The organism is Serratia marcescens (assembly GCF_029846115.1).
Lineage (GTDB): Bacteria > Pseudomonadota > Gammaproteobacteria > Enterobacterales > Enterobacteriaceae > Serratia > Serratia marcescens_L.
Genome location: NZ_JARVZZ010000001.1, coordinates 637142 through 660032, shown reverse-complemented (window position 1 = coordinate 660032; position 22891 = coordinate 637142). Strand labels below are relative to the sequence as shown.

The window sequence follows — 22891 nt, the reverse complement described above, 5'->3', positions numbered from 1 at the left end:
AAATTCAGGTCGGCAGAGTAAAGATTGGTCAATAACCGACCGCAATCACGCTTTGGATACCGAATGCATTGCATGATGACCAAAACGGCCAAGGAATAACCAACAAGCCGTGCTTAGATCATGCTGTTAATCTAAGGAAGAAGACTATGCCTGTACTTCCCGATCGTGACGTGATTGATCAGATCATCTCCGGCCATTACGCCGACCCCTTTGCTCTGCTTGGCATGCATGCGACCGATAACGGTCTGCAGGTGCGCGCGCTGCTGCCGGACGCCGGCGCAGTCTGGCTGGTGGAACAGCAAACCGGCCGGCGGCTGGTGCAGTTGAACTGCGACGATCCGCGCGGCTTCTTCAGTGCCGTGGTGCCGCGGCGCAAAAATCCTTTCCGCTATCAGCTGCAGGTCAGCTGGCGCGATCACCAACAGACGGTCGACGATCCCTATCGGTTCGGCCCGCTGCTGCAGGATATCGACAGCTGGCTGCTGGCCGAGGGCACGCACCTGCGCCCCTATGAACGCCTGGGAGCTCACCTCGCCACGTTGGATGACGTCGACGGCGTCAGCTTTGCCGTTTGGGCGCCCAACGCCCAGCGCGTCTCGGTGGTGGGGGAGTTCAACTTCTGGGACGGCCGCCGCCATCCGATGCGTCTGCGGCGTGAAAACGGCATCTGGGAGCTGTTCCTGCCCGGCGTGCGGGCCGGCCAGTTGTACAAATATGAAATCGTCGATTGCTACGGCAATACCCAACTGAAAGCCGATCCTTACGCCTTCGAGGCGCAGATGCGCCCGGACACCGCCTCGCTGGTGGCGCCGCTGCCGGAGGTGGTGCCGTCGACGCAGGCGCGCCGCCGCGCCAACGATTTTGACCAGCCGATCGCCATCTACGAGGTGCATCTCGGCTCATGGCGCCGCCACACCGATAACCACTTCTGGCTCAGCTACGGCGAGCTGGCGGTGCAGCTTATCGACTATGTGAAGGACATGGGATTCACCCATATCGAGCTGCTGCCGATCAACGAGCACCCGTTCGACGGCAGCTGGGGCTACCAGCCGCTGGGGCTGTATGCGCCGACCCGGCGCTTCGGCACGCCGGCCGATTTCAGGGCGTTCGTGGCGGCGGCGCATGAGGCGGGCATCAACGTGATCCTCGACTGGGTGCCGGGGCACTTCCCGAGCGATGCCTACGGCCTGGCGAATTTCGACGGCACCGCGCTGTACGAATATGCCGATCCGCGCGAGGGCTACCACCAGGACTGGAATACGCTGATCTACAACTACGGCCGCCACGAGGTGCGCAACTACCTTGCGGGCAACGCGCTGTATTGGCTGGAGCGTTTCGGTATCGACGCGCTGCGGGTCGATGCGGTGGCGTCGATGATCTATCGCGATTACAGCCGCGCCGACGGCGAGTGGGTGCCGAATTACTACGGCGGCAACGAGAACCTGGAGGCGATCGCCTTCCTGCGTTATACCAACCAGACTATCGGGCAGGCGCAGCCGGGCGCGGTGACGCTGGCGGAGGAGTCCACCGACTATCCCGGCGTCACCCTGCCGCCGGACGCCAACGGTCTTGGGTTCCACTACAAATGGAACCTCGGCTGGATGCACGACACGCTCAATTACATGAAGTGCGATCCGGTGCACCGCAAGTATCACCACAACCAGATGACCTTCGGCATGCTGTACGCCTATACCGAGAACTTCGTGTTGCCTATCTCGCACGATGAAGTGGTGCACGGCAAAAAATCGATCCTCGACCGCATGCCGGGCGACGCCTGGCAAAAGTTCGCCAACCTGCGCGCCTATTACGGGTTTATGTGGGCGCATCCGGGCAAAAAGCTGCTTTTTATGGGCTGCGAGTTCGCGCAGGGGCGTGAGTGGAATTTCGATACCAGCCTCGACTGGCATTTGCTGGAGGGGTTGGATAACTGGCACAACGGCGTGCAGCGGCTGGTGCGAGATCTGAACCATTGCTACCGGCAGCAGGCGCCGCTGTACGAGCGTGACTACCGCCCGGACGGCTTCGAGTGGCTGGTGGTTGACGATCACGACAATTCGGTGTTCGCCTTCGCGCGCTACGATTCGCAGGGCAATGAGCTGATCGCCATCAGCAACTTTACCCCGGTGCCGCGCTACCGCTACCGCATTGGCCTCTCGCGCGCCGGCGGCTACCGCGAGATCCTCAATACCGATTCGCACCACTATCATGGCAGCAACGCCGGCAATCAGGGGCGGGTCTCTTCCGAAGCGGTCGGCAGCCATGGCCGCGACTTTTCCATCTGCGTGACGCTGCCGCCGCTGGCGACCATTTATTTGCTGCGGGAGGCGTCATGACGGAGCTGACGGCCGGCCTCGCCGCGCCGCTGGGCGCCCATTACGACGGCGAAGGCATCAACTTTACCCTGTATTCGGCGCACGCCGAGCGGGTGGAACTGTGCCTGTTCGACGGCCAGCAGCGCGAGGTGCGCCTGCCGCTGCCGGCGCGCAGCGGTGATATCTGGCATGGCTATTTGCCGGGCGGCAGGCCGGGGCAACGTTACGGTTTCCGCGTCTACGGCCCGTTTGACCCGGCGAACGGGCAGCGTTTCAACCCCAACAAACTGGCGCTCGATCCGGCAGCGCGCGCGGTAGAAGGGCCGGTGGGGGACCACCCGCACCTGCACGGCGGTTACGATCAGCCGGATCCGCACGACAGCGCCGAGCTGATGCCGAAATGCGTGGTGGTGGACGAACAGTACGACTGGCAGGACGATCGCCCGCCCGCCACGCCCTGGGGGCAGACGGTGATTTACGAAGCGCACGTGCGCGGCCTGACGCTGCTGCACCCGAAAATCCCGCCGGCGCTGCGCGGCAGTTTCGCCGCGCTGGGGCACCCGGTGATGATCGCCCACTTCAAACGCCTCGGCATCACCGCGCTGGAACTGCTGCCGGTGCAGCAGCATACCTCCGAACCGCGCCTGCAGCGGCTGGGGCTGATCAACTACTGGGGCTATAACGTGCTGGCGCCCTATGCGCCGGACAACCGCTACGCCAGCCTGAGCACCGAGGGCACGCCGCTGAACGAATTTCGCGATGCGGTCAAGGCGCTGCACCAAGCCGGCATCGAGGTGATCCTGGATGTGGTGTTCAACCACAGCGCCGAGCTGGACAGGGACGGGCCGATGCTGTCGCTGAGCGGCATCGATAACCTGAGCTACTACTGGCTGACGCCGGAGGGTGACTACGTCAACGACACCGGCTGCGGCAACACCCTGCGATTGGATCAGCCGCAGGGCGTGGCCTGGGTGATGGATTGCCTGCGTTTTTGGGTACGGGAGTGCCACATCGACGGTTTCCGTTTCGATCTGGGCAGCGTGCTCGGCCGCACGCCGGGGTTCGATCGCGATGCCCCGCTGTTCCAGGCGATGCTGGCGGACGATGTGCTGTCGCGCTGCAAGCTGATCGCCGAACCCTGGGACGTTGGCCCCGGCGGCTATCAGGTGGGGGCGTTTCCCGGCCGCTTCGCCGAATGGAACGACCATTACCGCGACGACATGCGCCGTTTCTGGCTGCAGAGCGGCGTGTCGCTCGGCCAGTTCGCCCGGCGTTTTGCCGCCTCCAGCGATGTGTACAACCAGCGCGGGCGAGCGCCTTACGCCACCGTCAACATGCTGACCGCCCATGACGGCTTCACCCTGCAGGACGTGGTCAGCTTCAACGAGAAACACAACCAGCCGAACGGCGAAGGCAACCGCGACGGCAGCGATCGTAATTTCAGCAACAACCACGGTGTGGAAGGCCTGGTCGCCGACGACGCCATTGTGCAACGCCGCAGGGCCAGCCAGCGGGCGATGCTCGCCACGCTGTTGCTGTCCCAGGGAACGCCGATGCTGCTGGCCGGCGATGAACAGGGACACAGCCAGCAGGGGAACAACAACGCCTATTGTCAGGACAACGCCACCACCTGGCTCGACTGGTCCACGGCGGATGACGCGCTGACCGACTACGTCGCGGCGCTGATCGCGCTGCGCCGCCAGATCCCCGCGTTGCAACAGGATCGCTGGTGGCAGCAGGACGATGGCTGCGTGCAGTGGCTGAACGCGCAAGGCCAGCCGCTCGACGCGCAGCAGTGGGAGCAGGGCGATCTGCTCATGCAGATCCTGCTGTCGCAGCGCTGGCTGCTGCTGGTCAACGCCACGCCGCAAACGGTGGAGATGAGGTTGCCGGAAGGCGATTGGCAGGTTGTCGCTCCGTTCACTCAGGAAGACTCACGGGCGGTGTTACCCGCCTGGCACCTGGACGCGCGCTCGCTTTGCGTTCTGGTACGGAAATAATAAAAGGAGTCCGCTATGGTTAGGTTTGAAAATAAAGACCCCCTGATGTTGGCGCGCCAGTTGCCGATTAAATCCGTAGCGCTGATCCTGGCCGGCGGCCGCGGCTCGCGTCTGAAAGATTTGACCTCCACCCGCGCCAAGCCCGCCGTCCACTTTGGCGGCAAGTTCCGCATCATCGATTTCGCCCTGTCGAACTGCCTGAACTCCGGCATCCGCCGCATCGGCGTGATCACCCAATACCAGTCGCACACGCTGGTGCAGCACATTCAGCGCGGCTGGTCGTTTCTCAACGAGGAGATGAACGAGTTCGTCGACCTGCTGCCGGCTCAGCAGCGCCTCAGCACCGAACATTGGTACAAGGGCACCGCCGACGCGGTGTACCAGAACCTGGACATCATCCGCCGCTATGAGGCCGAATACGTGGTGATCCTGGCGGGCGACCATATCTACAAGATGGATTACTCGCGCATGCTGATCGACCACGTCGAGAAGGGCGCTCAGTGCACCGTGGCCTGTCTGCCGGTGCCGCGCAGCGAGGCCGGCGAATTCGGCGTGATGAAAGTGGATGAAAGCGACCGCATCATCGAGTTTCTGGAAAAGCCCGCCGATCCGCCGGCGATGCCGGGCAACCCGGATATGTCGCTGGCCAGCATGGGCATCTATATTTTTAATGCCGCCTACCTGTTTCAACTGCTGGAAGAGGATATGTCGACCCCCGGCTCCAGCCACGATTTCGGCAAGGATCTGATCCCGAAAATCACCGCGCAGCAGGCGGCGTGGGCGCATCCGTTTACCTTGTCCTGCGTGACGTCCAACCCCGATCTGCCGCCGTACTGGCGCGATGTGGGCACGCTGGACGCCTACTGGCGCGCCAATCTCGATCTGGCGTCGGTGACGCCGGAGCTGGACATGTACGACCGCGCCTGGCCTATCCGCACCCACATGGAGCCGCTGCCGCCGGCCAAGTTCGTGCAGGATCGCTCCGGCAGCCACGGCATGACCATGAACTCGCTGGTGTCCGGCGGCTGTATCGTCTCGGGCTCGGTGGTGGTGCATTCGGTGCTGTTCCCGCGCGTGCGAGTGAACTCGTTCTGCACCATCGACTCTACCGTATTATTGCCGGACGTGAACGTCGGCCGTTCCTGCCGCCTGCGGCGCTGCATCATCGACCGCGCCTGCCACATTCCGGAGGGCATGGTGATCGGGGAAAACGCCGATGAGGACAGCAAGCGCTTTTATCGCTCGGAAGGCGGCATCGTGCTGGTGACGCGCGAAATGTTGTCAAAATTGTGAGTTAACGTGGGCGGCAGAACGATAGCCTGCCGCCTGATGAACGGTTCGATGGCTTGCGCAACGCGGCACGCATAACAGCGGCAAGCCTGCTTTATTTCTTATCCAGAGGCCTTCGGCCGACTTTCAGGAGTGATAATGCAGGTCTTACACGTATGTTCTGAAATGTTCCCCCTGCTGAAAACGGGCGGACTCGCAGACGTGGTTGGCGCGTTGCCGGCGGCGCAAATCGCCGAAGGCGCCGATGTTCGGGTGCTATTGCCCGCTTTTCCTGACGTACGCAACGGCATCCCCGACACCTCGCTGGTGGCGGAAATCGACTCGTTTGCCGGCCGGGTCGGCCTGCGTTACGGCACCTACCATGGCGTGGGCATCTATCTCATCGATGCGCCCTGGCTGTATGACCGGCCGGGCAGCCCGTACCACGATCAATCGATGTACGCCTACCCCGACAACCATCGCCGCTTTGCGCTGCTGGGCTGGATGGCCTGCGAGCTGGCCAAGGGGCTGGATCGCTACTGGCGCCCGCAGCTGGTGCACGCCCACGACTGGCACGCCGGCCTGAGCTGCGCCTATCTGGCCGCCAACGACCACCCGGCGCGTTCGGTGTTCACCGTACACAACCTGGCCTATCAGGGGCTGTTTTCCGGCCATCACGTGACCGAGCTGTGGCTGCCGGCGTCGTTTTACGATGTCTATGGCCTGGAGTTCTACGGCCAGATGTCGTTCCTCAAGGCCGGGCTGTTTTATGCCGACCACGTGACCGCCGTCAGCCCGACCTATGCGCGCGAGATCACCCGGCCGGAGTTCGGCTACGGCATGGAGGGGCTGCTGCAGGAGCGGCAGCGGCAGGGCAAGCTGAGCGGCATCCTCAACGGGGTGGACGACAAGATTTGGGATCCGGCCCACGACCCGCGGCTGAGTGCCCGCTACGACGCCGACGATCTGAAAAGCAAGGTCAAAAACAAGCTGCATCTGCAAAAGGCCATGGGGCTGAAGGTGGACGAATCGCTGCCGGTGTTCGCGGTAGTGAGCCGATTGACCAGCCAAAAAGGTCTGGACCTGGTGCTGCAGGCATTGCCTGAACTGCTGGCGCAGGGTGGGCAGTTGGCGCTGCTGGGCGCCGGCGATGCGGTGCTGCAACAGGCGTTTCTGGCCGCCGCCGCCGATTATCCCGAGCAGGTAGGGGTGCAGATCGGCTATCACGAATCCTTCTCCCACCGCATCATCGGCGGCGCCGACGTGATTCTGGTGCCGAGCCGCTTCGAGCCCTGCGGCCTGACGCAGCTCTACGGCCTGAAATACGGCACGCTGCCGCTGGTGCGCCGCACCGGTGGGCTGGCGGACACGGTGGTGGACTGCGCGCTGGAAAACCTGGCCGACGGCACCGCCAGCGGCTTCGTGTTCGACGATTGCGACGCCGTCGCGCTGGGCAACGCCATCCGCCGCGCCATGGTGCTGTGGAGCCGGCCGAAACACTGGCGCCACGTTCAGCGCCACGCCATGAGCGTGGACTTCGGCTGGCCGGTGGCGGCGAAAGAGTATTTATCGCTTTATCAACGCTTGTAGCCCGCGTTTCGCGTCTCGGGTTGACGCGCGGCGGGCAGCCATAAGAGTAGATTGTCGGGGCGCGGCGTACCGCGTCCATGTTCAGCGGGGCCAGCTATTCCGCGGCGAATGGCTGGGCTCCCTACAAGGGATTAAAAAGCCATGACTTCACCGTTTAGTTACACCTCACCTACGGTCAGTGTGGAAGCGCTGAAACACTCCATCGCCTATAAGCTGATGTTTATCGTCGGCAAGGATCCGGCCATCGCCAACCGGCACGACTGGTTGAACGCCGTGCTGTTCGCGGTGCGCGATCGCATGGTGGAGCGCTGGCTGCGTTCCAACCGCGCCCAGCTGTCTCAAGACGTGCGGCAGGTGTATTACCTGTCGATGGAGTTCCTGATCGGTCGCACGCTGTCGAACGCGCTGCTGTCGATGGGCATCTATCAGGATATCGACAACGCGCTGAACGAGATGGGGCTGAACCTGGCGGAGCTGCTGGAGGAAGAGAACGATCCCGGGCTCGGTAACGGCGGTCTGGGCCGCCTGGCGGCCTGCTTCCTCGACTCGCTGGCGACGCTGGCGCTGCCGGGGCGCGGCTACGGCATTCGCTACGAGTACGGCATGTTCAAACAGAACATCGTCAACGGCCAACAGATGGAGTCGCCGGACTACTGGCTGGAGTACGGTAATCCGTGGGAGTTTCCGCGCCATAACACCCGCTACAAGGTGCGCTTCGGCGGCCGCGTGCAGCAGGAGGGCGCCAAGGCGCGCTGGCTGGAGACCGAAGAGGTCGTGGCCATCGCCTACGATCAGGTGATCCCCGGTTTCGACACCGATGCCACCAACACCCTGCGGTTGTGGGGCGCGCAGGCCAGTAACGAGATCAACCTCGGCAAGTTCAACCAGGGCGATTACTTCGCGGCGGTGGAAGATAAAAACCACTCGGAGAACGTGTCGCGCGTGCTGTATCCGGACGACTCGACCTCCTCCGGGCGTGAGCTGCGGCTGCGACAGGAGTATTTCCTGGTGTCGGCCACGGTGCAGGATATTCTCAACCGCCATTGGCTGATGCACAAAACCTTCGACAACCTGGCGGACAAGATCGCCATTCACCTCAACGACACCCACCCGGTGTTGTCGATTCCCGAGCTGATGCACCGGCTGATCGACGAGCACAAATTCAAGTGGCTCGACGCCTGGGAAGTGGTGGAGCAGGTGTTTTCCTACACCAACCACACGCTGATGAGCGAGGCGCTGGAGACCTGGCCGCTGGACATGATTGGCCGCATCTTGCCGCGCCATCTGCAGCTGATTTTCGAAATCAATGATCACTTCCTCAAGATGGTGCAGGAAGTGGCGCCGGGCGACAACGACCTGCTGGCGCGGGTCTCGATCATCGATGAAACCAACGGCCGCCGGGTACGCATGGCGTGGCTGGCGGTGGTAGCCAGCCACAAGGTCAACGGCGTTTCCGCCCTGCATTCCGAACTGATGGTGCAGTCGCTGTTCGCCGACTTCGCCCGGCTGTTCCCCAATCGTTTCTGCAACAAAACCAACGGGGTGACGCCGCGCCGTTGGCTGGCGCTGGCCAACCCGCCGCTGGCGGCGGTGTTGGACGACTGCATCGGTCAGACCTGGCGCACCGATCTCAGCCAGCTGAGCGAGATCAAAGCCAACGTCGATTACCCGAGTTTCCTGCAGGCGGTGCAGCGCGCCAAGCGGCAGAACAAGGAGCGGCTGGCGCTGTACATCGCCAAAACGCTCAACGTGGTGGTCAACCCGGATGCGCTGTTCGACGTGCAGATCAAGCGCATCCACGAGTACAAACGGCAGCTGCTCAACGTGCTGCACGTCATCACGCTGTATAACCGTCTGCTGGACGATCCGGAGATCGAGCGCGTGCCGCGGGTGGTGATCTTCGCCGGCAAGGCGGCGTCGGCCTACTATGCCGCCAAGCAGATCATCCGCTTGATCAACGACGTGGCCAAAGTGATCAACAACGATCCGCGCGTGCATACCCAGCTGAAGGTGGTGTTCATTCCGAACTACGGTGTCAGCCTGGCGCAGATCATTATCCCGGCGGCGGATCTGTCGGAACAGATCTCGCTGGCGGGCACCGAGGCCTCGGGCACCAGCAACATGAAGTTCGCGCTGAACGGTGCGCTGACCATCGGTACGCTGGACGGCGCCAACGTCGAGATGCGCGAGCACGTGGGGGAGGAGAATATCTTTATCTTCGGCAATACCGCCGAGCAGGTCGAGGAACTGCGCCGCAACGGTTACAACCCGCGCCAGTACTATGAGCAAGACCCAGAGCTGCATCAGGCGCTGACGCAGATCGCCACCGGCGTGTTCAGCCCGGAAGAGCCGAAACGCTATGGCAATTTGTTCGACTCGCTGGTCAACCTCGGCGATCACTATCAGCTGTTGGCGGATTACCGCAGCTATGTGGACACGCAGGACAAGGTGGACGAGGTGTATCTCAATCAGGACGAGTGGACGCGGCGTGCGGTGCTGAATATCGCCAACATGGGCTACTTCTCCTCCGATCGCACCATTCAGGAATACGCGGACGAAATCTGGCACATTCAGCCGGTGAAGCTGTAAAGCGGGAGAGGAAAAAAACAAAGGGCCGGATAACCGGCCCTTTTTCATTACGCTGTGGCTCAGGAAGCCAGAGACAGCGCTTTCGTTTTCGCGTGTTCTGCCAGCCAGGCTTGCACTCGCGCCTGCTGCGCTTCGTCCAGCCACATGCCCAGCTTGGTGCGGCGCCAGATGGCGTCGGCCAGCTCTACGACCCACTCTTTCTCGGTCAGGTAGCGCAGTTCGGCTTCATACAGACCGTGGCCGAAATCTTCGCCCAGATCGGCGAGGCCGTTGGCGCCGGCCAGGATCAGCTCGCTCTGGCTGCCGTAGGTACGGGCATAGCGGCGCGCCAGGGCTTCCGGCAGCCAGCCGTGCGCACGGCGCAGTTTGGCCGCGTAGCCGTCGCGATCGCCGCCGATGTCGCCGCCTGGCAGCGTGGCGTTTTTGGTCCACGCCGGGCCGCAGCCTGGGTAGTAGTGGGCCAGTTTTTCCATCGCGTGCTCGGCCAGCTTGCGGTAGGTGGTCAGCTTGCCGCCGAAGACCGACAGCAGCGGCGCCTTGCCTTGTTCGTCGTGCACGTCCAGCGTGTAATCGCGGGTGATCGCCTGCGGTGAATCGGATTCGTCGTCGCACAGCGGACGCACGCCGGAGTATGTCCAGACGATGTCGTCGCGGCCCAGCTGCTTCTTGAAGTGATCGTTGTACACTTTCAGCAGATAAGCGATTTCATTCTCGTCGATCTTCACATCTTTCGGATCGCCTTTGTACTCCACGTCGGTGGTACCGATGATGGAGAACTCGTCATTCCACGGGATCACGAACACGATGCGGTGGTCTTCGTTCTGCAGAATGTAAGACTGCGGCTGATCGTGCACGCGCGGCACCACGATGTGGCTGCCTTTGATCAGGCGGATGCCGTAAGGCGATTTCAGCTTCAGGCCGTCGTCGAAGAAGTTTTTCACCCACGGGCCGGTGGCGTTCACCAGGCCTTTGGCGCGCCAGGTGAAGGTTTTGCCGCTGTCGATATCGACCGCTTCCACCATCCACAGGCCGTTTTCACGCCATGCGCGGGTCACTTTGGTGCGGGTGCGCACTTCGCCGCCGCGTTTTTCCACTTCCTGCGCGTTTAGCACCACTAGGCGAGCATCGTCGACCCAGCAGTCGGAATATTCGAAACCGCGCTTCAGTTCAGGCTTCAGCACCGACTCTGGTCCAAAGCGCAAACCCTTGCTGCCCGGCAGGCTGGTGCGTTTGCCCAGGTGATCGTACAGGAACAGGCCGATACGGATCATCCAGGCCGGACGCAGGTGCGGCTGGTGCGGCAGGCGGAAGCGCATCGGGAACGCGATGTGCGGCGCCAACTTCAGCAGCACTTCACGCTCGGCCAGCGCTTCGCTCACCAGACGGAATTCGTAGTGTTCCAGGTAGCGCAGGCCACCGTGGATCAGTTTGGAACTGGCGGAAGACGTAGCACAGGCCAAGTCTTGCGCTTCCAGTAGCAGTACCGACAGCCCGCGCCCGGCAGCATCCGCCGCGATGCCGGCACCATTGATGCCGCCACCGATAACGATCAAGTCTTTGGTTTCCACGTCATCTTCCTCCAGATGTTCGAAATAGCTCTTTCATGTTCGTTTTCGCTCATGATTGTAATCAAAAACCAACAAGCAAGCCAAGACTTAACCAAACAAAAACATTTAGGCGTGATAGAGGTAACAGTTTGGTGATGATAGTCACATAAATGATGTGGATATGGCGCGAGCGCGCAAACGGCTGTCGATAAGGGGGCGAGGGCGGGAAACGGGGCGGCGGCGCGCCGCCCCACAGGTTACGGCTGAATCAGCACAGCTCCAGCTGCACGTCGTACTGTTCGATGATTTTCATCACGCTCGGCGGCGGTAACTGATCGGTAAACAGGTAGTCGATCAGATTCATGTTGCCCAGGTTGACCATGGCGTTGCGGCCGAATTTGGAGTGGTCGGTGACCAGCATCACGCAGCGGGAATTTTCGATAATCGCGCGTTTGGTGCGCACTTCATGATAGTCGAATTCGAGCAGGGAGCCGTCCATATCGATGCCGCTGATGCCGAGAATGCCGTAATCGAGGCGGAATTGGGAGATGAAGTCCAGGGTGGCTTCGCCCATGATGCCGCCGTCGCGGGTGCGCACTTCGCCGCCGGCCAGGATCAGGCGGAAGTCTTCCTTGGCGGTCAGCAAGGTGGCAACGTTGAGGTTGTTGGTGACCACGCGCAGGTTCTTGTGGTTCATCAGCGCATGGGCCACCGCTTCCGGCGTGGTGCCGATATCGATGAACAGCGTGGCGCCGTCCGGGATCTGGCTGGCGACGCGCTGCGCGATGCGGGCTTTCTCTTCCGACCACATCACCTTGCGATCGTTATAGGCAGCGTTGACCGAGCTGGAGGGCAGCGCCGCGCCGCCGTGGTGACGCTGGATCTTGTTCTGGTCGGCCAGGTCATTCAAATCGCGGCGAATCGTTTGCGGGCTGACGTCAAAATGTTCGACCAGCTCTTCCGTGCTGACGTAACCCTGCAGGCGCACCAGCTCGATAATTGCGTCATGACGCTGTGTTTGCTTCACGATAATCCCCTAAAACGCCCGCTATGCCCGCTGGGCACAGCTCCCGGCTGTTATTGTTCGTTGTGTGCGCGATGACGCGTATCCCAAAATGCCATCAATAACCCTAACACTAAACCGGCTACGTGTGCCGCGTTGGCGATCGACATTCCTAAAATATCGAAATATCCGGCCACCAGCCACAGCACCGAGAACACCATCAGGCCACGCGGCAGCATCAGGCCGCGCTCCGGCGCCCGTTCACCCGTCAGCCACACATAGCCCATCAGCGCGTAAACCACGCCCGACAGCCCGCCGAACAGCGCGCCGCTGAACAGCGATTGCGCCCAGCCGCTGAAGAAGGCCGACACCACCGCCAGCACGAACAGCTTGCCGGCGCCGAGGCGTTTTTCCATCTGGCCGCCGAGATACCACCACCACATCAGGTTAAACAGGATATGCAGCAGGGAGAAATGCAGGAACGCATGGCTGACCCAGCGCCACAGTTGCGTGTATTGGCTGCTGTCCTGTGGCCAGGAGAGCCAGTACATCACGGTGTCGTCGCCCAGCGCCTGCATCAGGATGTAGACCGCGATGCACAGTACCATCACGCCGAGCGTCAGCGGCCCGGCCTTGCTGCGCAGGGTGTGCAGGTAGGATTCGCTCTGATAGTGCAGGCCGGCGTCGGTATGGCCGGTCTGCCAGCTGGCGGCCTGATAACGGCGGTTGAGCGGATCGGCCAGAAACTGCTGCAGTTCGTGTTGCACCTGTTCGAGGTGGCCGTCGTCGGCCAGCCAGATTTCCGCCGCCTCGCCGCTGTTGCGCAGCTCAAGCCGGATGCCCTGGGTCGCCATATAGTCGACAAAGGCCAGCGCCAGGCGCGGGTTGGATATGGCGATTACTCTAACCATTGCTCTTCCGTCGTAAGTGAATGATTTTGGCCGCGGCTTGCTCGTCGGCGACCCTGACGGCCGATTATAACGTCGAAATCCTGAGCGCTGGCAAACGGATCTGCGAAAAACCCGCGAAAACGCGCATAAAATCGAAGGGAAAGCCCGCCGACGAGCGGCGGGCGGCGGGAATCAGGCAGAGGTTTCCACGTCTTGCGGATACTGGCGAGCCCAGGCTTCGAAGCCGCCGTCGATGCTGTAGACCGCGTCGAACCCCTGGTGCAGCAGATACTGCGCCGCGCTGCGGCTGCTGTTGCCGTGGTAGCACATCACCATCACCGGCCGCTCGAAGTCGTTTTGCTGCATAAAGGCCGACAGGGTGGCGTTGGTGAGGTGAAAGGCGCCCGGCGTATGCCCGGCTTCAAAACTTTGCGGATCGCGGATGTCGACCAGGGCGGCGCTGCCTTCTTTCCAGCGGCTGTACGCCTGCTCAACGTTGATCGCTTCGAACTGTTCCATACTGCTGACTGCCTCGTAATTGGGGGACGCCGCTATTGTAACCAACTCTGCGGCGTTTAAGACCAGAGGGACATCAGGGTTTTTAAGCGCCGTACCCCATCATCTTCAACAGCTGCTGCGCCTGCTGCACCGCTTCCTGGCGATGGGCCACGCCGAGCTTCTGGTACAGGTTGCGGATGTGCGTCTTGATGGTGGTGGCTGCTACATCCAGTTCGCCGGCGATCTGGTCGTTGCTGTAACCGGAATAAATCAGCCCCAGCACCTGCCATTCGCGCTGGGTGAGCGGGCTGGTGCGGATCAGCTCCGGCACCTGCGGGTGGGTCAACAGCTTATCGACGAAGTTCTCGTCAAAATGCGCGAACTTGTGCCGATGATGCTGGTTGATGTCGCGCAGGATGCGCTGGGCGCGATGCTGTTCCAGTTCCGGCAGCGTGTTGAGCTGGATCAGCTGGCGCAGCTGTTGCGCCATCGCTTCGCCCTCGATGACGAAATGGCTGATAAAGCCGGTGCGGTTAGCCAGCGACAGCGCTTCGATCAACGCCTGCTGCGCTTCGCCCTTGCGCTCTTGCAGCCAGTACAGCTGGTTGCTGAGGAGCAGGTTGCGGTTGAGATCGCTCACCAGCCGCAGGCGGCGGGCGTTCTCGTTCAGCTCATCCAGCACCACGCCGGCCTCATCATACTGGCCGAGCAGGATCTGCACCCGCGCGATGTTGCGCCACTGGCCCTGCGTGAAGTGGTTGTCCGCCATGCCGGGCTTTTCGGTGTGGCGCAGCCACTGGGCGGCGGCAGCGGTGTCGCCGGTCATCTGCCAGTGGATCACCCGCGACTTGTCGGTGTTGGTCAGCCAGTCGCGATGGTAGTGGGCGCCGTGCAGCAGGGTTTCGCAGCGCTGCAGGTGGGTATTGGCATTGTCCAGATCGCCGCGCGCCAGCGAGCACTTGGCCAGCATGGCGATGCACTGCAGCTGTTGCTGCGGCTGGTAGTTCGCCAGGATTTTCAGCCCGGTGCGCGCCGCGTCTTCCGCCTCGTCCAGCCGCGACCACGACCACAGGATCTGCGCGCGAATGCGCAGCAGGAATTCGTGCATCGGCAGCTGTTCCAGATGCTGTTCGCGGATCAGTTCGAACGCCTTGTCCTGGGTTTCGTAAGCGGCCTGCAGGAAGCCCTGGGCGATGAGGATTTCGCTCTGCTGCAGCAGCGCCCAGAGTGCGTAGTGGTTGGCCTGATGACGACGCGCCATCTGCTCCGTTTGCTGCATCATCGGCAGCGCGCGCGCCAGCTCGCCCTTACAGTGGTGCACTTCGCCGGTCACCGAGGTGGCGACGATGCGGCTGTAATAGCTGGACAGCGGCAGGAATTTCAACGCTTCGGTCGCCAGCCGTTCGGCCTCTTCCGGTTTGCCGGCGTTGATCGCCACCTGGGCGCGCAGGGCGTCGAACTCGGCGTGCAGCGTTTGGTCTATCTCGATTTTCTGTTCGCGCATGGTGCGCTCGGCGCGCTCCAACAGGGTGTTGACCTCGCCGTAGCGGTGCTGGCTCTGCGCCAGCCAGGCCTGCAGCAGCGCCAGCTTGGGGTTCTGAATCAGGCGCTCATAGGGCAGTGCGTTCAGGCACTCCTCCAGCAGGGCCAGTTCGCTGTGGTGGAACAGCGACCAAGCGTGTTGCAGCAGGATATCGCGCAGCATGCTGACGTCGCTGGCCGCCAGCGCATGGTGAATGGCCTCCGCCGGATATCCCAGCGCCAGCCAGCCCTCTGCGGCGGCGCGGTGCAACCCCGGCAGCTCCAGCGCCAGTTCCCATTGGCAACGCTGGCGCAGGAAAGAGGCGAACAGCGGATGGAAGTTGAACCATTCGCCGGTGTCGTCCATGCGGTGGATAAACAGCCCCTGGCGTTCCAGCTCCTCCAGCCGTTGCTGGCCGTTGTCTTCGCCGGTCAGCCGCACGATCAGCGCATCGTTCATCGAACGTAGCACCGAACAGCGCAGCAGGAAGGCGCGCGCCTCGGCATCGACGTGGTCCAGCACTTCGTCCACCAGGTAGTCGGACAGGTGACTGGCGTTCAGCCCCGCCAGGCGCTTGGCCGACAGCTGGGCCGACGAGGCGGACTGGCGAGCCGACAGCGCGATCAGCTGCAGCGCGGTGGCCCAGCCTTCGACTTCGTCGCACAGGCGGCTGCTGTCCTGCTGTTCCATCGGCGCCGCCAGGCGGCAGTCGAAGAACTGTTTGGCCTCCTGATGGGTAAACGCCAGCTGCTGCGTGCCCATTTCCAGCAACTGATCGCGCACCCGCAGATTGGCGATGCCGAGCGGCGGCAGGGTGCGCGAGAGCAGGATCAGCGTCAGATTTTCCGGCTGATGGCGCAGGAAAAAGCGCATGGCTTCGTGGATGGCGTCGTTGGTGATCAGGTGGTAGTCGTCGATCACCAGGTACAGCGGCTGGTGCCAGTCGGCCAGCTCGATAAACAGCTGGGCGAACAGCGCCGACAGGCTGGCGTACTGATGTTTCTGGCTCAGCGCCTCGCTCTTGACGCAGCGGCCGCCGCTGGCCTGCTGCAGCGCGGCGATCAGGTAGCTGGCGAAGCGTTCCGGCTGGTTGTCGCTCTCATCCAGGGAATACCAGCCCAGATCGGCCTTGCCGGCCGCCCATTGGGCGATCAGCGTGGTTTTCCCGTATCCCGCCGGGCAATTGACCAGTGTCAGGCGATAGTTGCCCGCGCTGGCCAGTTTGGCCAGCAGGCGATCGCGGATCACGGTATTTTGCAGCCGTACCGGGCGGCTCAGTTTTGATGGGATCAGCATAGTATTCCAGGGTATAAATCGCGGTTCCCGCCGGGATTGGAGTGGCGCTAATTATTTTATGGTTCGTAATTAATAGCTCCCCCTAACTTCTGCCAACCCTAAACGTATTGCAACAAGCTTCCGCATCGGCTTGGAGTTAAGTTGCTATCGATCACACTTTTTTACGTTTGGCACCGGCGCGCGGCGATGCGGTTGCAGATCGCATTTCCGGCCATGGACAAAACTTCAGCAGCGCGAATACTTGTGCTAACGTCATGGTTAACGTTCTCAGTGCTCGCCGCACGCGTTGGCGGGCTTTTTTGCATCGTTGCAAGGGAGTCAAAAAGTGCCTGAGATCACAATTCCAACTACGCCCCAATCCTCCTCCCCAGCTAATCCCCAGGCGGGATGATGCCGTCAGGCTTTCTCACCGGCACGATAGCGGCAATTTGACCCACTTACTGGATAGAGAGTTTTCCTTATGTCACAGCCTACGCTCAAGAAGGATGCTTTTCTGGCGGCGCTTGCCCGCCAGTGGCAACGGTTCGGCCTCAGTTCCGCACAGCAGATGACGCAACATCAATGGTGGGAAGCCGTCAGTGCGGCGCTGGCCGAGCAGCTGGCCGCACAGCCGGCGCCGCGCAAAAGCGCCAAACCGCTGCGCCACGTGAACTACATCTCGATGGAGTTTCTGATCGGCCGGCTGACGGCGAACAACCTGATCAACCTGGGCTGGTACGACACCGTCGAGCAGGCGCTGGCGGAGCAGGACGTCAAGCTGGCGGATCTGCTGGAGCAGGAAACCGATCCTGCGCTGGGCAACGGCGGGCTGGGGCGCTTGGCGGCCTGTTTCCTCGACTCGATGGCGACGGTGGAGCAACCGGCCACCGGCTATGGGCTGAACTACCAGTACGGGCTGTTCCGCCAGTCGTTCCAGGGCGGGCAGCAGCAAGAGGCGCCGGATAACTGGCAGCGCGAGAGCTACCCGTGGTTCCGCCACAACGCTGCGCTGGCGGTGGACGTGGGCATCGGCGGCAAGCTGGAAAAGCAGGCCGACGGCCGCGAACTGTGGCGCCCGGCCTTCACCCTGCGCGGCGAAGCTTGGGATCTGCCGGTGCTGGGGTATCGCAACGGCGTGGCACAGCCGCTGCGCCTGTGGCAGGCGACCCATCAGCATCCGTTCAACCTGAGCGATTTCAACGACGGCAAATTCTTGCAGGCGGAGAAGCAGGGCGTAGAAGCCGACAAGCTGACCAAGGTGCTCTACCCGAACGACAACCATCAGGCCGGCAAGCGCCTCCGCCTGATGCAGCAGTATTTCCAGTGCGCCTGCTCGGTGGCGGACATTTTGCGCAAGCACCATCAGGCCGGCCGCAAGATTGAAGAGCTGCCGAAGTACGAAGTGATCCAGCTGAACGACACCCACCCGACCATCGCCATTCCGGAAATGCTGCGCATTCTGCTGGACGAACACCAGCTGGAGTGGGAGGCGGCCTGGGCGATCACCAGCAACACCTTCGCCTACACCAACCACACCCTGATGCCGGAAGCGCTGGAATGCTGGGATGAAAAACTGGTGCGCAGCCTGCTGCCGCGCCATTTCTCCATCATCAAACAGATCAACGCCAGGTTCAAAAAGCAGGTGGATAAGCACTGGCCGGGCGACGAGGCGGTGTGGGCCAAACTGGCAGTGCACCACAACAAGCAGGTGCGCATGGCCAACCTGTGCGTGGTCAGCGGCTTTGCGGTCAACGGCGTGGCGCAGCTGCACTCGGATCTGGTGGTGAAAGATCTGTTCCCGGAATATCACCAGCTGTGGCCGAACAAATTCCATAACGTCACCAACGGCATCACGCCACGCCGCTGGCTGAAACAGTGCAACCCGGCGCTGTCGGGCCTGATCGACGAGACGCTGAAGGTGGAGTGGGCGAACGATCTCGACGCGTTGCGCGGGCTGGAAAAATTCGCCGACGACGCGGCGTTCCGCCAGCGTTATCAGCAGATCAAACGCGACAACAAGGTAGCGCTGGCCCATTACGTGCACGGTGTGATGGGGTTGACGCTCGACCCGGATGCGATTTTCGACGTGCAGATCAAGCGTCTGCACGAATACAAACGCCAGCATCTGAACCTGCTGCACATCCTGTCGCTGTATCGCCAGCTGCGCGACAACCCGAATCTGGACATCGTGCCGCGCGTCTTCCTGTTCGGCGCCAAGGCGGCGCCGGGCTACTACCTGGCGAAGAACATCATCTACGCCATCAATCAGGCGGCCGAGAAGATCAATCACGATCCGTTGGTGAAAGATCGCCTGAAAGTGGCGTTCATTCCCGACTACCGCGTGTCGGTGGCCGAACTGATGATCCCGGCGGCGGATATCTCCGAGCAGATCTCCACCGCCGGTAAAGAGGCCTCCGGCACCGGCAATATGAAGCTGGCGCTGAACGGCGCGCTGACGGTCGGCACGCTGGACGGCGCCAACGTCGAAATCGCCGAGCAGGTGGGCGAAGACAATATCTTTATCTTCGGCAATACCGTGGAGCAGGTGAAAGCGATACTGGCAAAGGGCTACGATCCGCTCAGCTACCGCAAGAAAGACAAGCACCTGAAGGCGATTTTGGACGAGCTGGCGAGCGGCGCGTTCAGCCACGGCGACAAGCACGCGTTCGACATGATGCTGCACAGCCTGCTGGAAGGTGGCGATCCCTATCTGGTGCTGGCGGACTTCGCCTCGTACTGCCAGGCGCAGCGCCGGGTCGATGAACTGTACCGCGATCGGGACGAGTGGACGCGGCGGACTATCCTTAACACTGCGCGCGTCGGCATGTTCAGCTCGGATCGCTCGATTCGCGATTACCAGCAGCGCATCTGGCAAGCCAAACGTTAAGGAGAGCGAATGGATCGCAAGCGTATCGATCAGGCGGCAGCGCAGGCGGGGATCGCTGCCGATTTCATCAATGCCCACGGCAAGCGGCAGGCGATTGAAGCGGAGACCAAGCGCAAGCTGCTGGCGGCCATGAACCGGGCCGATGCCGCGCAGGAAGGGGCGGCATCGCCGTTACCGGCGGTCAAGGTGTTCTATCAGGGCGCGCCGCTGGCGCTGACTCCGGCGGGCGAAGGCGAGTACCTGTGGGCGCTGCAGCGTGAAGACGGCGAATGCCTGCAGGGGCGCGTCGGCGCGCGCAAGACCCTGACGCTGCCGGGCGATCTGCCGGCGGGTTACCACCAATTGACGCTGAGCCAGGGCGCACGGCAGTGGTCATGCCGAGTGATCGTCGCGCCGAGGCGCTGCTTCGAACCGGACGCCTTGCTGACCGGCAAGAAACTGTGGGGCGCCTGCGTTCAGCTGTATACGCTGCGTTCCGATCGCAACTGGGGCATTGGCGATTTCGGCGATCTGCGCCTGATGGTGGAGCAGGTGGGGGAACGCGGCGGCGCCTTCGTCGGTCTCAATCCGATCCATGCGCTGTATCCGGCCAACCCGGAGAGCGCCAGCCCTTACAGCCCCTCGTCGCGCCGTTGGCTGAATCTGGCGTATATCGACGTCAACGCGGTGGAGGATTTCCAACGCAGCGACGCGGCTCAGCGCTGGTGGCAGACGCCGGTGACGCAGAAGCAGCTGGCCAAGGCGCGCGCCGCGGAGTGGGTGGATTACAGCGCCGTGATGCAGTTGAAGCTGGCGGGGCTGAAGTTGGCGTTCCCGCTGTTTCAGGCGCGCAAGCCGAACGACGCGCAGCGTCAGGCGTTCGAACGGTTCGTGACTGAGGGCGGCGATAGCCTATATCAGCAGGCTGCGTTCGACGCGCTGCATGCCCATCTGGCAGCCAAAGACGCCAGCCAGTGGGGGTGGCCGGCCTGGCCCGAGCGCTATCAACGGGGGCAGAGCGAAGCGGTGCGGCAATTCTGCGACGAACATCAGGACGCGGTCCGCTTTTACCTGTGGCTGCAATGGCTGGCAGGCACGCAGTTTGCGCAGTGTTTTGAGCAGAGCCGGCAGCAGCAGATGCCGATTGGTCTGTATCGCGATTTGGCGGTCGGGGTGGCGGAAGGCGGAGCGGAAACCTGGTGCGACCGTGAACTGTACTGCCTGAAAGCGTCGGTCGGCGCGCCGCCGGACATCCTGGGGCCGCTGGGGCAAAACTGGGGCCTGCCGCCGATGGATCCGCACGTGATGGCGGCGCGCGGTTATCAGCCGTTCATCGATCTTTTGCGCGCCAACATGACCAGCTGCGGCGCGTTGCGTATCGATCACGTCATGGCGCTGCTGCGGCTGTGGTGGATCCCTTATGGCGAAACCGCCGATCGCGGCGCCTACGTCAAATACCCGGTGGACGATCTGCTGGCGGTGCTGGCGCTGGAAAGCCAGCGCCACCGCTGCATGGTGATCGGCGAGGATCTCGGCACGGTGCCGGTGGAGATCGTCGGCAAGCTGCGCGACAGCGGTGTCTATTCTTACAAAGTGCTGTATTTCGAAAGCGACGGCGAACACCATTTCCGCGCGCCGCAGGCCTATCCGGTGCAGGCGATGGCGACCATCACCACCCACGATCTGCCGACGCTGCGGGGTTACTGGCAGAGCGGTGATCTGACGCTCGGCGACCGGCTGGGGCTCTATCCGGACGCGGAGATCCTGCGGGAGTTGTTCGCCGATCGGGAACGCGCCAAGCAAGGGCTGCTGGACGGGTTGCATCGCTATGGCTGCGTGCCGCAGAAGGTGGGCAAGAAGGCGGCGCTGCTCGGCATGAGCCCGCTGCTCAACCGCGGCCTGCAGCGCTATGTCGCCGACAGCGCCAGCGCCTTGCTCGGCCTGCAGCCGGAAGACTGGCTGGACATGGCAGACCCGGTCAATATTCCCGGCACCAGTGACCAGTACCCTAACTGGCGGCGCAAGCTGATCCAAACGCTGGAGGAGATGTTCGCCGATCCGCGAATAAACCGGCTGCTGAAGGATTTGGACAAACGGCGACGCAAGGTGTCGGTGGGGTGAAAACGACAATGCCGGAACGGGTTCCCCCTTCCGGCATTGTGTTATCCACCGCGGCGCGAGCGCCGGGGATCAGTAATAGGAGTGCTCGCCGCGCTGGTGCTCGGTCAAATCGCGCACGCCCTTCAGTTCCGGGAACTTCTGCAGCAGCTCTTTCTCGATGCCTTCTTTCAGCGTGACGTCGACCATCGAACAACCGTTGCAACCGCCGCCGAACTGCAGGATCGCCATGTTGTCGTCGGTGATCTCCATCAGCGTCACGCGGCCGCCGTGGCCCGCCAGCTGTGGGTTGATCTGCGACTGCAACACGTATTCCACGCGTTCCATCAGCGGCGCGTCGTCATCGACCTTGCGCATCTTGGCGTTTGGCGCCTTCAGCGTCAGCTGAGAACCCAGCTGGTCGGTCACGAAGTCGATTTCGGCGTCTTCCAGATACGGCGCGCTCAGCTCATCGACATAGGCGGACAGCTTGTCGAACTTCAGTTCGGTATCCGTCGCTTCTACCGCGTCCGGCGGGCAATAAGAGACACCGCATTCGGCCGTCGGCGTGCCCGGGTTGATCACGAATACGCGGATTTGGGTGCCTTCTTCTTGATTTGCCAGCAGTTTGGCAAAGTGTTCCTGTGCAGTATCTGTTATACGGATCATAGCATTAGCTCAATAGTTGACTTCTATAGTCGGTTATAATACGCCCATTGCCGTGGCACTACAACGTGCGGCAAACGCACCATATCTGCACCGAGGCGGCGCCTTGCCGCCGCAGCAGCGCCGCGATCTCCGCGACGGTGCTGCCGGTGGTCACCACGTCATCCACCAGGGCGATATGCCGGCCGGCAACCGATGCTGTGCAGACGAAGGCGCGCTGCAAATTGCGCCTGCGTGCCCCGGCGCTCAGCCGCTGTTGCAAGGCGGTTTTGCGCACCCGGCGCAAGGCCGCGGGGCGATAGACGCAGCCCAGCCAGCGCGCCAGCGGCCGGGCCAGCAGATCGCTCTGGTTATAACCACGGCGCCAGCAGCGTGATGTATGCAAGGGTACCGCTAAAATCAGGTCGGGTCTGTTCAGATTCTGCTCTCTGCGCGCCTGCTGCCACCGCAACAGCATCAGGCGTGCCAGCGTCGGCGCCAGCTCGGGCGCGCGGTGAAACTTGAACCTCTTTACCAGTTGGCTGAGGGGCACTACGTAGTCGCCGACGAACACCAGCCGCTGCCAGGGCGGCGGCCGTTGCAGGCAGCGACCGCAGGGCATTTGCGTTTCCCCGGCGGGCAATCCGCAGCACGGGCAACACGGCGGGTGGGCCGGCAGATGGCGCAGGCAGCAGCTGCAGATGCCATGACGCATCAGGCTCAACGGCTGTCGGCATAGCCAACAGCGGCTGCGGATTGATAGCATAGAGCCTCCGAGACGGATAAGC

The 22891-nt window shown here is 62.3% G+C and carries 14 protein-coding genes; 7 read left to right on the top strand and 7 right to left on the bottom strand.

Going from position 1 to position 22891, the window contains the following annotated elements:
- The first annotated feature begins 146 nt into the window (after nt 1–146).
- The 5 genes from glgB to glgP all read left to right on the top strand — a co-directional run bounded on the left by glgB (nt 147) and on the right by glgP (nt 9760).
- Nucleotides 147–2333, top strand: a complete 2187-nt coding sequence (gene glgB, locus QDT79_RS03075; protein WP_063991717.1) for a 1,4-alpha-glucan branching protein GlgB — start codon at nt 147–149, stop codon at nt 2331–2333.
- Complete coding sequence (gene glgX, locus QDT79_RS03070) at nt 2330–4312, top strand: glycogen debranching protein GlgX (RefSeq protein WP_308316193.1); 1983 nt, start codon at nt 2330–2332, stop codon at nt 4310–4312. Before glgB ends, glgX begins: the two co-directional genes overlap by 4 nt.
- A 15-nt stretch (nt 4313–4327) precedes the next feature.
- Nucleotides 4328–5605: a glucose-1-phosphate adenylyltransferase gene (gene glgC / locus QDT79_RS03065; protein WP_004930810.1), complete on the top strand. Its 1278-nt coding sequence runs from the start codon at nt 4328–4330 to the stop codon at nt 5603–5605.
- Between the two features lie 135 nt (nt 5606–5740).
- A complete protein-coding gene (glgA, locus tag QDT79_RS03060) occupies nt 5741–7171 on the top strand; it encodes a glycogen synthase GlgA (RefSeq protein ID WP_308316192.1) in 1431 nt (476 codons plus the stop codon).
- Nucleotides 7172–7312: 141 nt separating this feature from the next.
- Nucleotides 7313–9760, top strand: a complete 2448-nt coding sequence (glgP, locus tag QDT79_RS03055) for a glycogen phosphorylase (protein ID WP_063991714.1) — start codon at nt 7313–7315, stop codon at nt 9758–9760.
- A gap of 59 nt (nt 9761–9819) precedes the next feature.
- Here the strand turns inward: glgP and glpD are convergent, their stop codons facing one another.
- From glpD to malT, 5 genes are all read right to left on the bottom strand, one after another.
- A complete protein-coding gene (glpD, locus tag QDT79_RS03050) occupies nt 9820–11328 on the bottom strand; it encodes a glycerol-3-phosphate dehydrogenase (RefSeq protein ID WP_107227978.1) in 1509 nt (502 codons plus the stop codon).
- 247 nt (nt 11329–11575) lie between these two features.
- Complete coding sequence (locus QDT79_RS03045; protein WP_004930797.1) at nt 11576–12334, bottom strand: DeoR/GlpR family transcriptional regulator; 759 nt, start codon at nt 12332–12334, stop codon at nt 11576–11578.
- A gap of 50 nt (nt 12335–12384) precedes the next feature.
- Entirely contained in the window at nt 12385–13221 is an 837-nt protein-coding gene (gene glpG / locus QDT79_RS03040) for a rhomboid family intramembrane serine protease GlpG (protein ID WP_063991712.1), read from the bottom strand.
- A 171-nt stretch (nt 13222–13392) separates the two neighbouring features.
- Nucleotides 13393–13719 carry a thiosulfate sulfurtransferase GlpE gene (gene glpE / locus QDT79_RS03035; RefSeq protein ID WP_063991711.1) on the bottom strand — a complete coding sequence of 109 codons (327 nt, stop codon included), beginning with the start codon at nt 13717–13719 and terminating at the stop codon, nt 13393–13395.
- Nucleotides 13720–13801: 82 nt separating this feature from the next.
- Entirely contained in the window at nt 13802–16516 is a 2715-nt protein-coding gene (malT, locus tag QDT79_RS03030; protein ID WP_063991710.1) for an HTH-type transcriptional regulator MalT, read from the bottom strand.
- 460 nt (nt 16517–16976) lie between these two features.
- On the opposite strand from malT, the gene malP reads away from it, so the two are divergent.
- Together malP and malQ are read left to right on the top strand one after the other, a co-directional pair.
- Nucleotides 16977–19382 (top strand): maltodextrin phosphorylase, encoded by a 2406-nt coding sequence (gene malP / locus QDT79_RS03025; RefSeq protein WP_063991709.1) that lies wholly within the window; start codon nt 16977–16979, stop codon nt 19380–19382.
- A 9-nt stretch (nt 19383–19391) separates the two neighbouring features.
- Entirely contained in the window at nt 19392–21482 is a 2091-nt protein-coding gene (malQ, locus tag QDT79_RS03020; RefSeq protein WP_308316191.1) for a 4-alpha-glucanotransferase, read from the top strand.
- A 69-nt stretch (nt 21483–21551) separates the two neighbouring features.
- On the opposite strand, the gene nfuA is transcribed toward malQ, so the two are convergent.
- The gene (gene nfuA, locus QDT79_RS03015; protein WP_025304558.1) at nt 21552–22127 is read right to left on the bottom strand and encodes a Fe-S biogenesis protein NfuA; all 576 of its coding nucleotides are present in this window, start codon (nt 22125–22127) and stop codon (nt 21552–21554) included.
- 58 nt (nt 22128–22185) lie between these two features.
- The gene (gntX, locus tag QDT79_RS03010; RefSeq protein WP_130018327.1) at nt 22186–22869 is read right to left on the bottom strand and encodes a DNA utilization protein GntX; all 684 of its coding nucleotides are present in this window, start codon (nt 22867–22869) and stop codon (nt 22186–22188) included.
- Nucleotides 22870–22891: the final 22 nt, after the last annotated feature.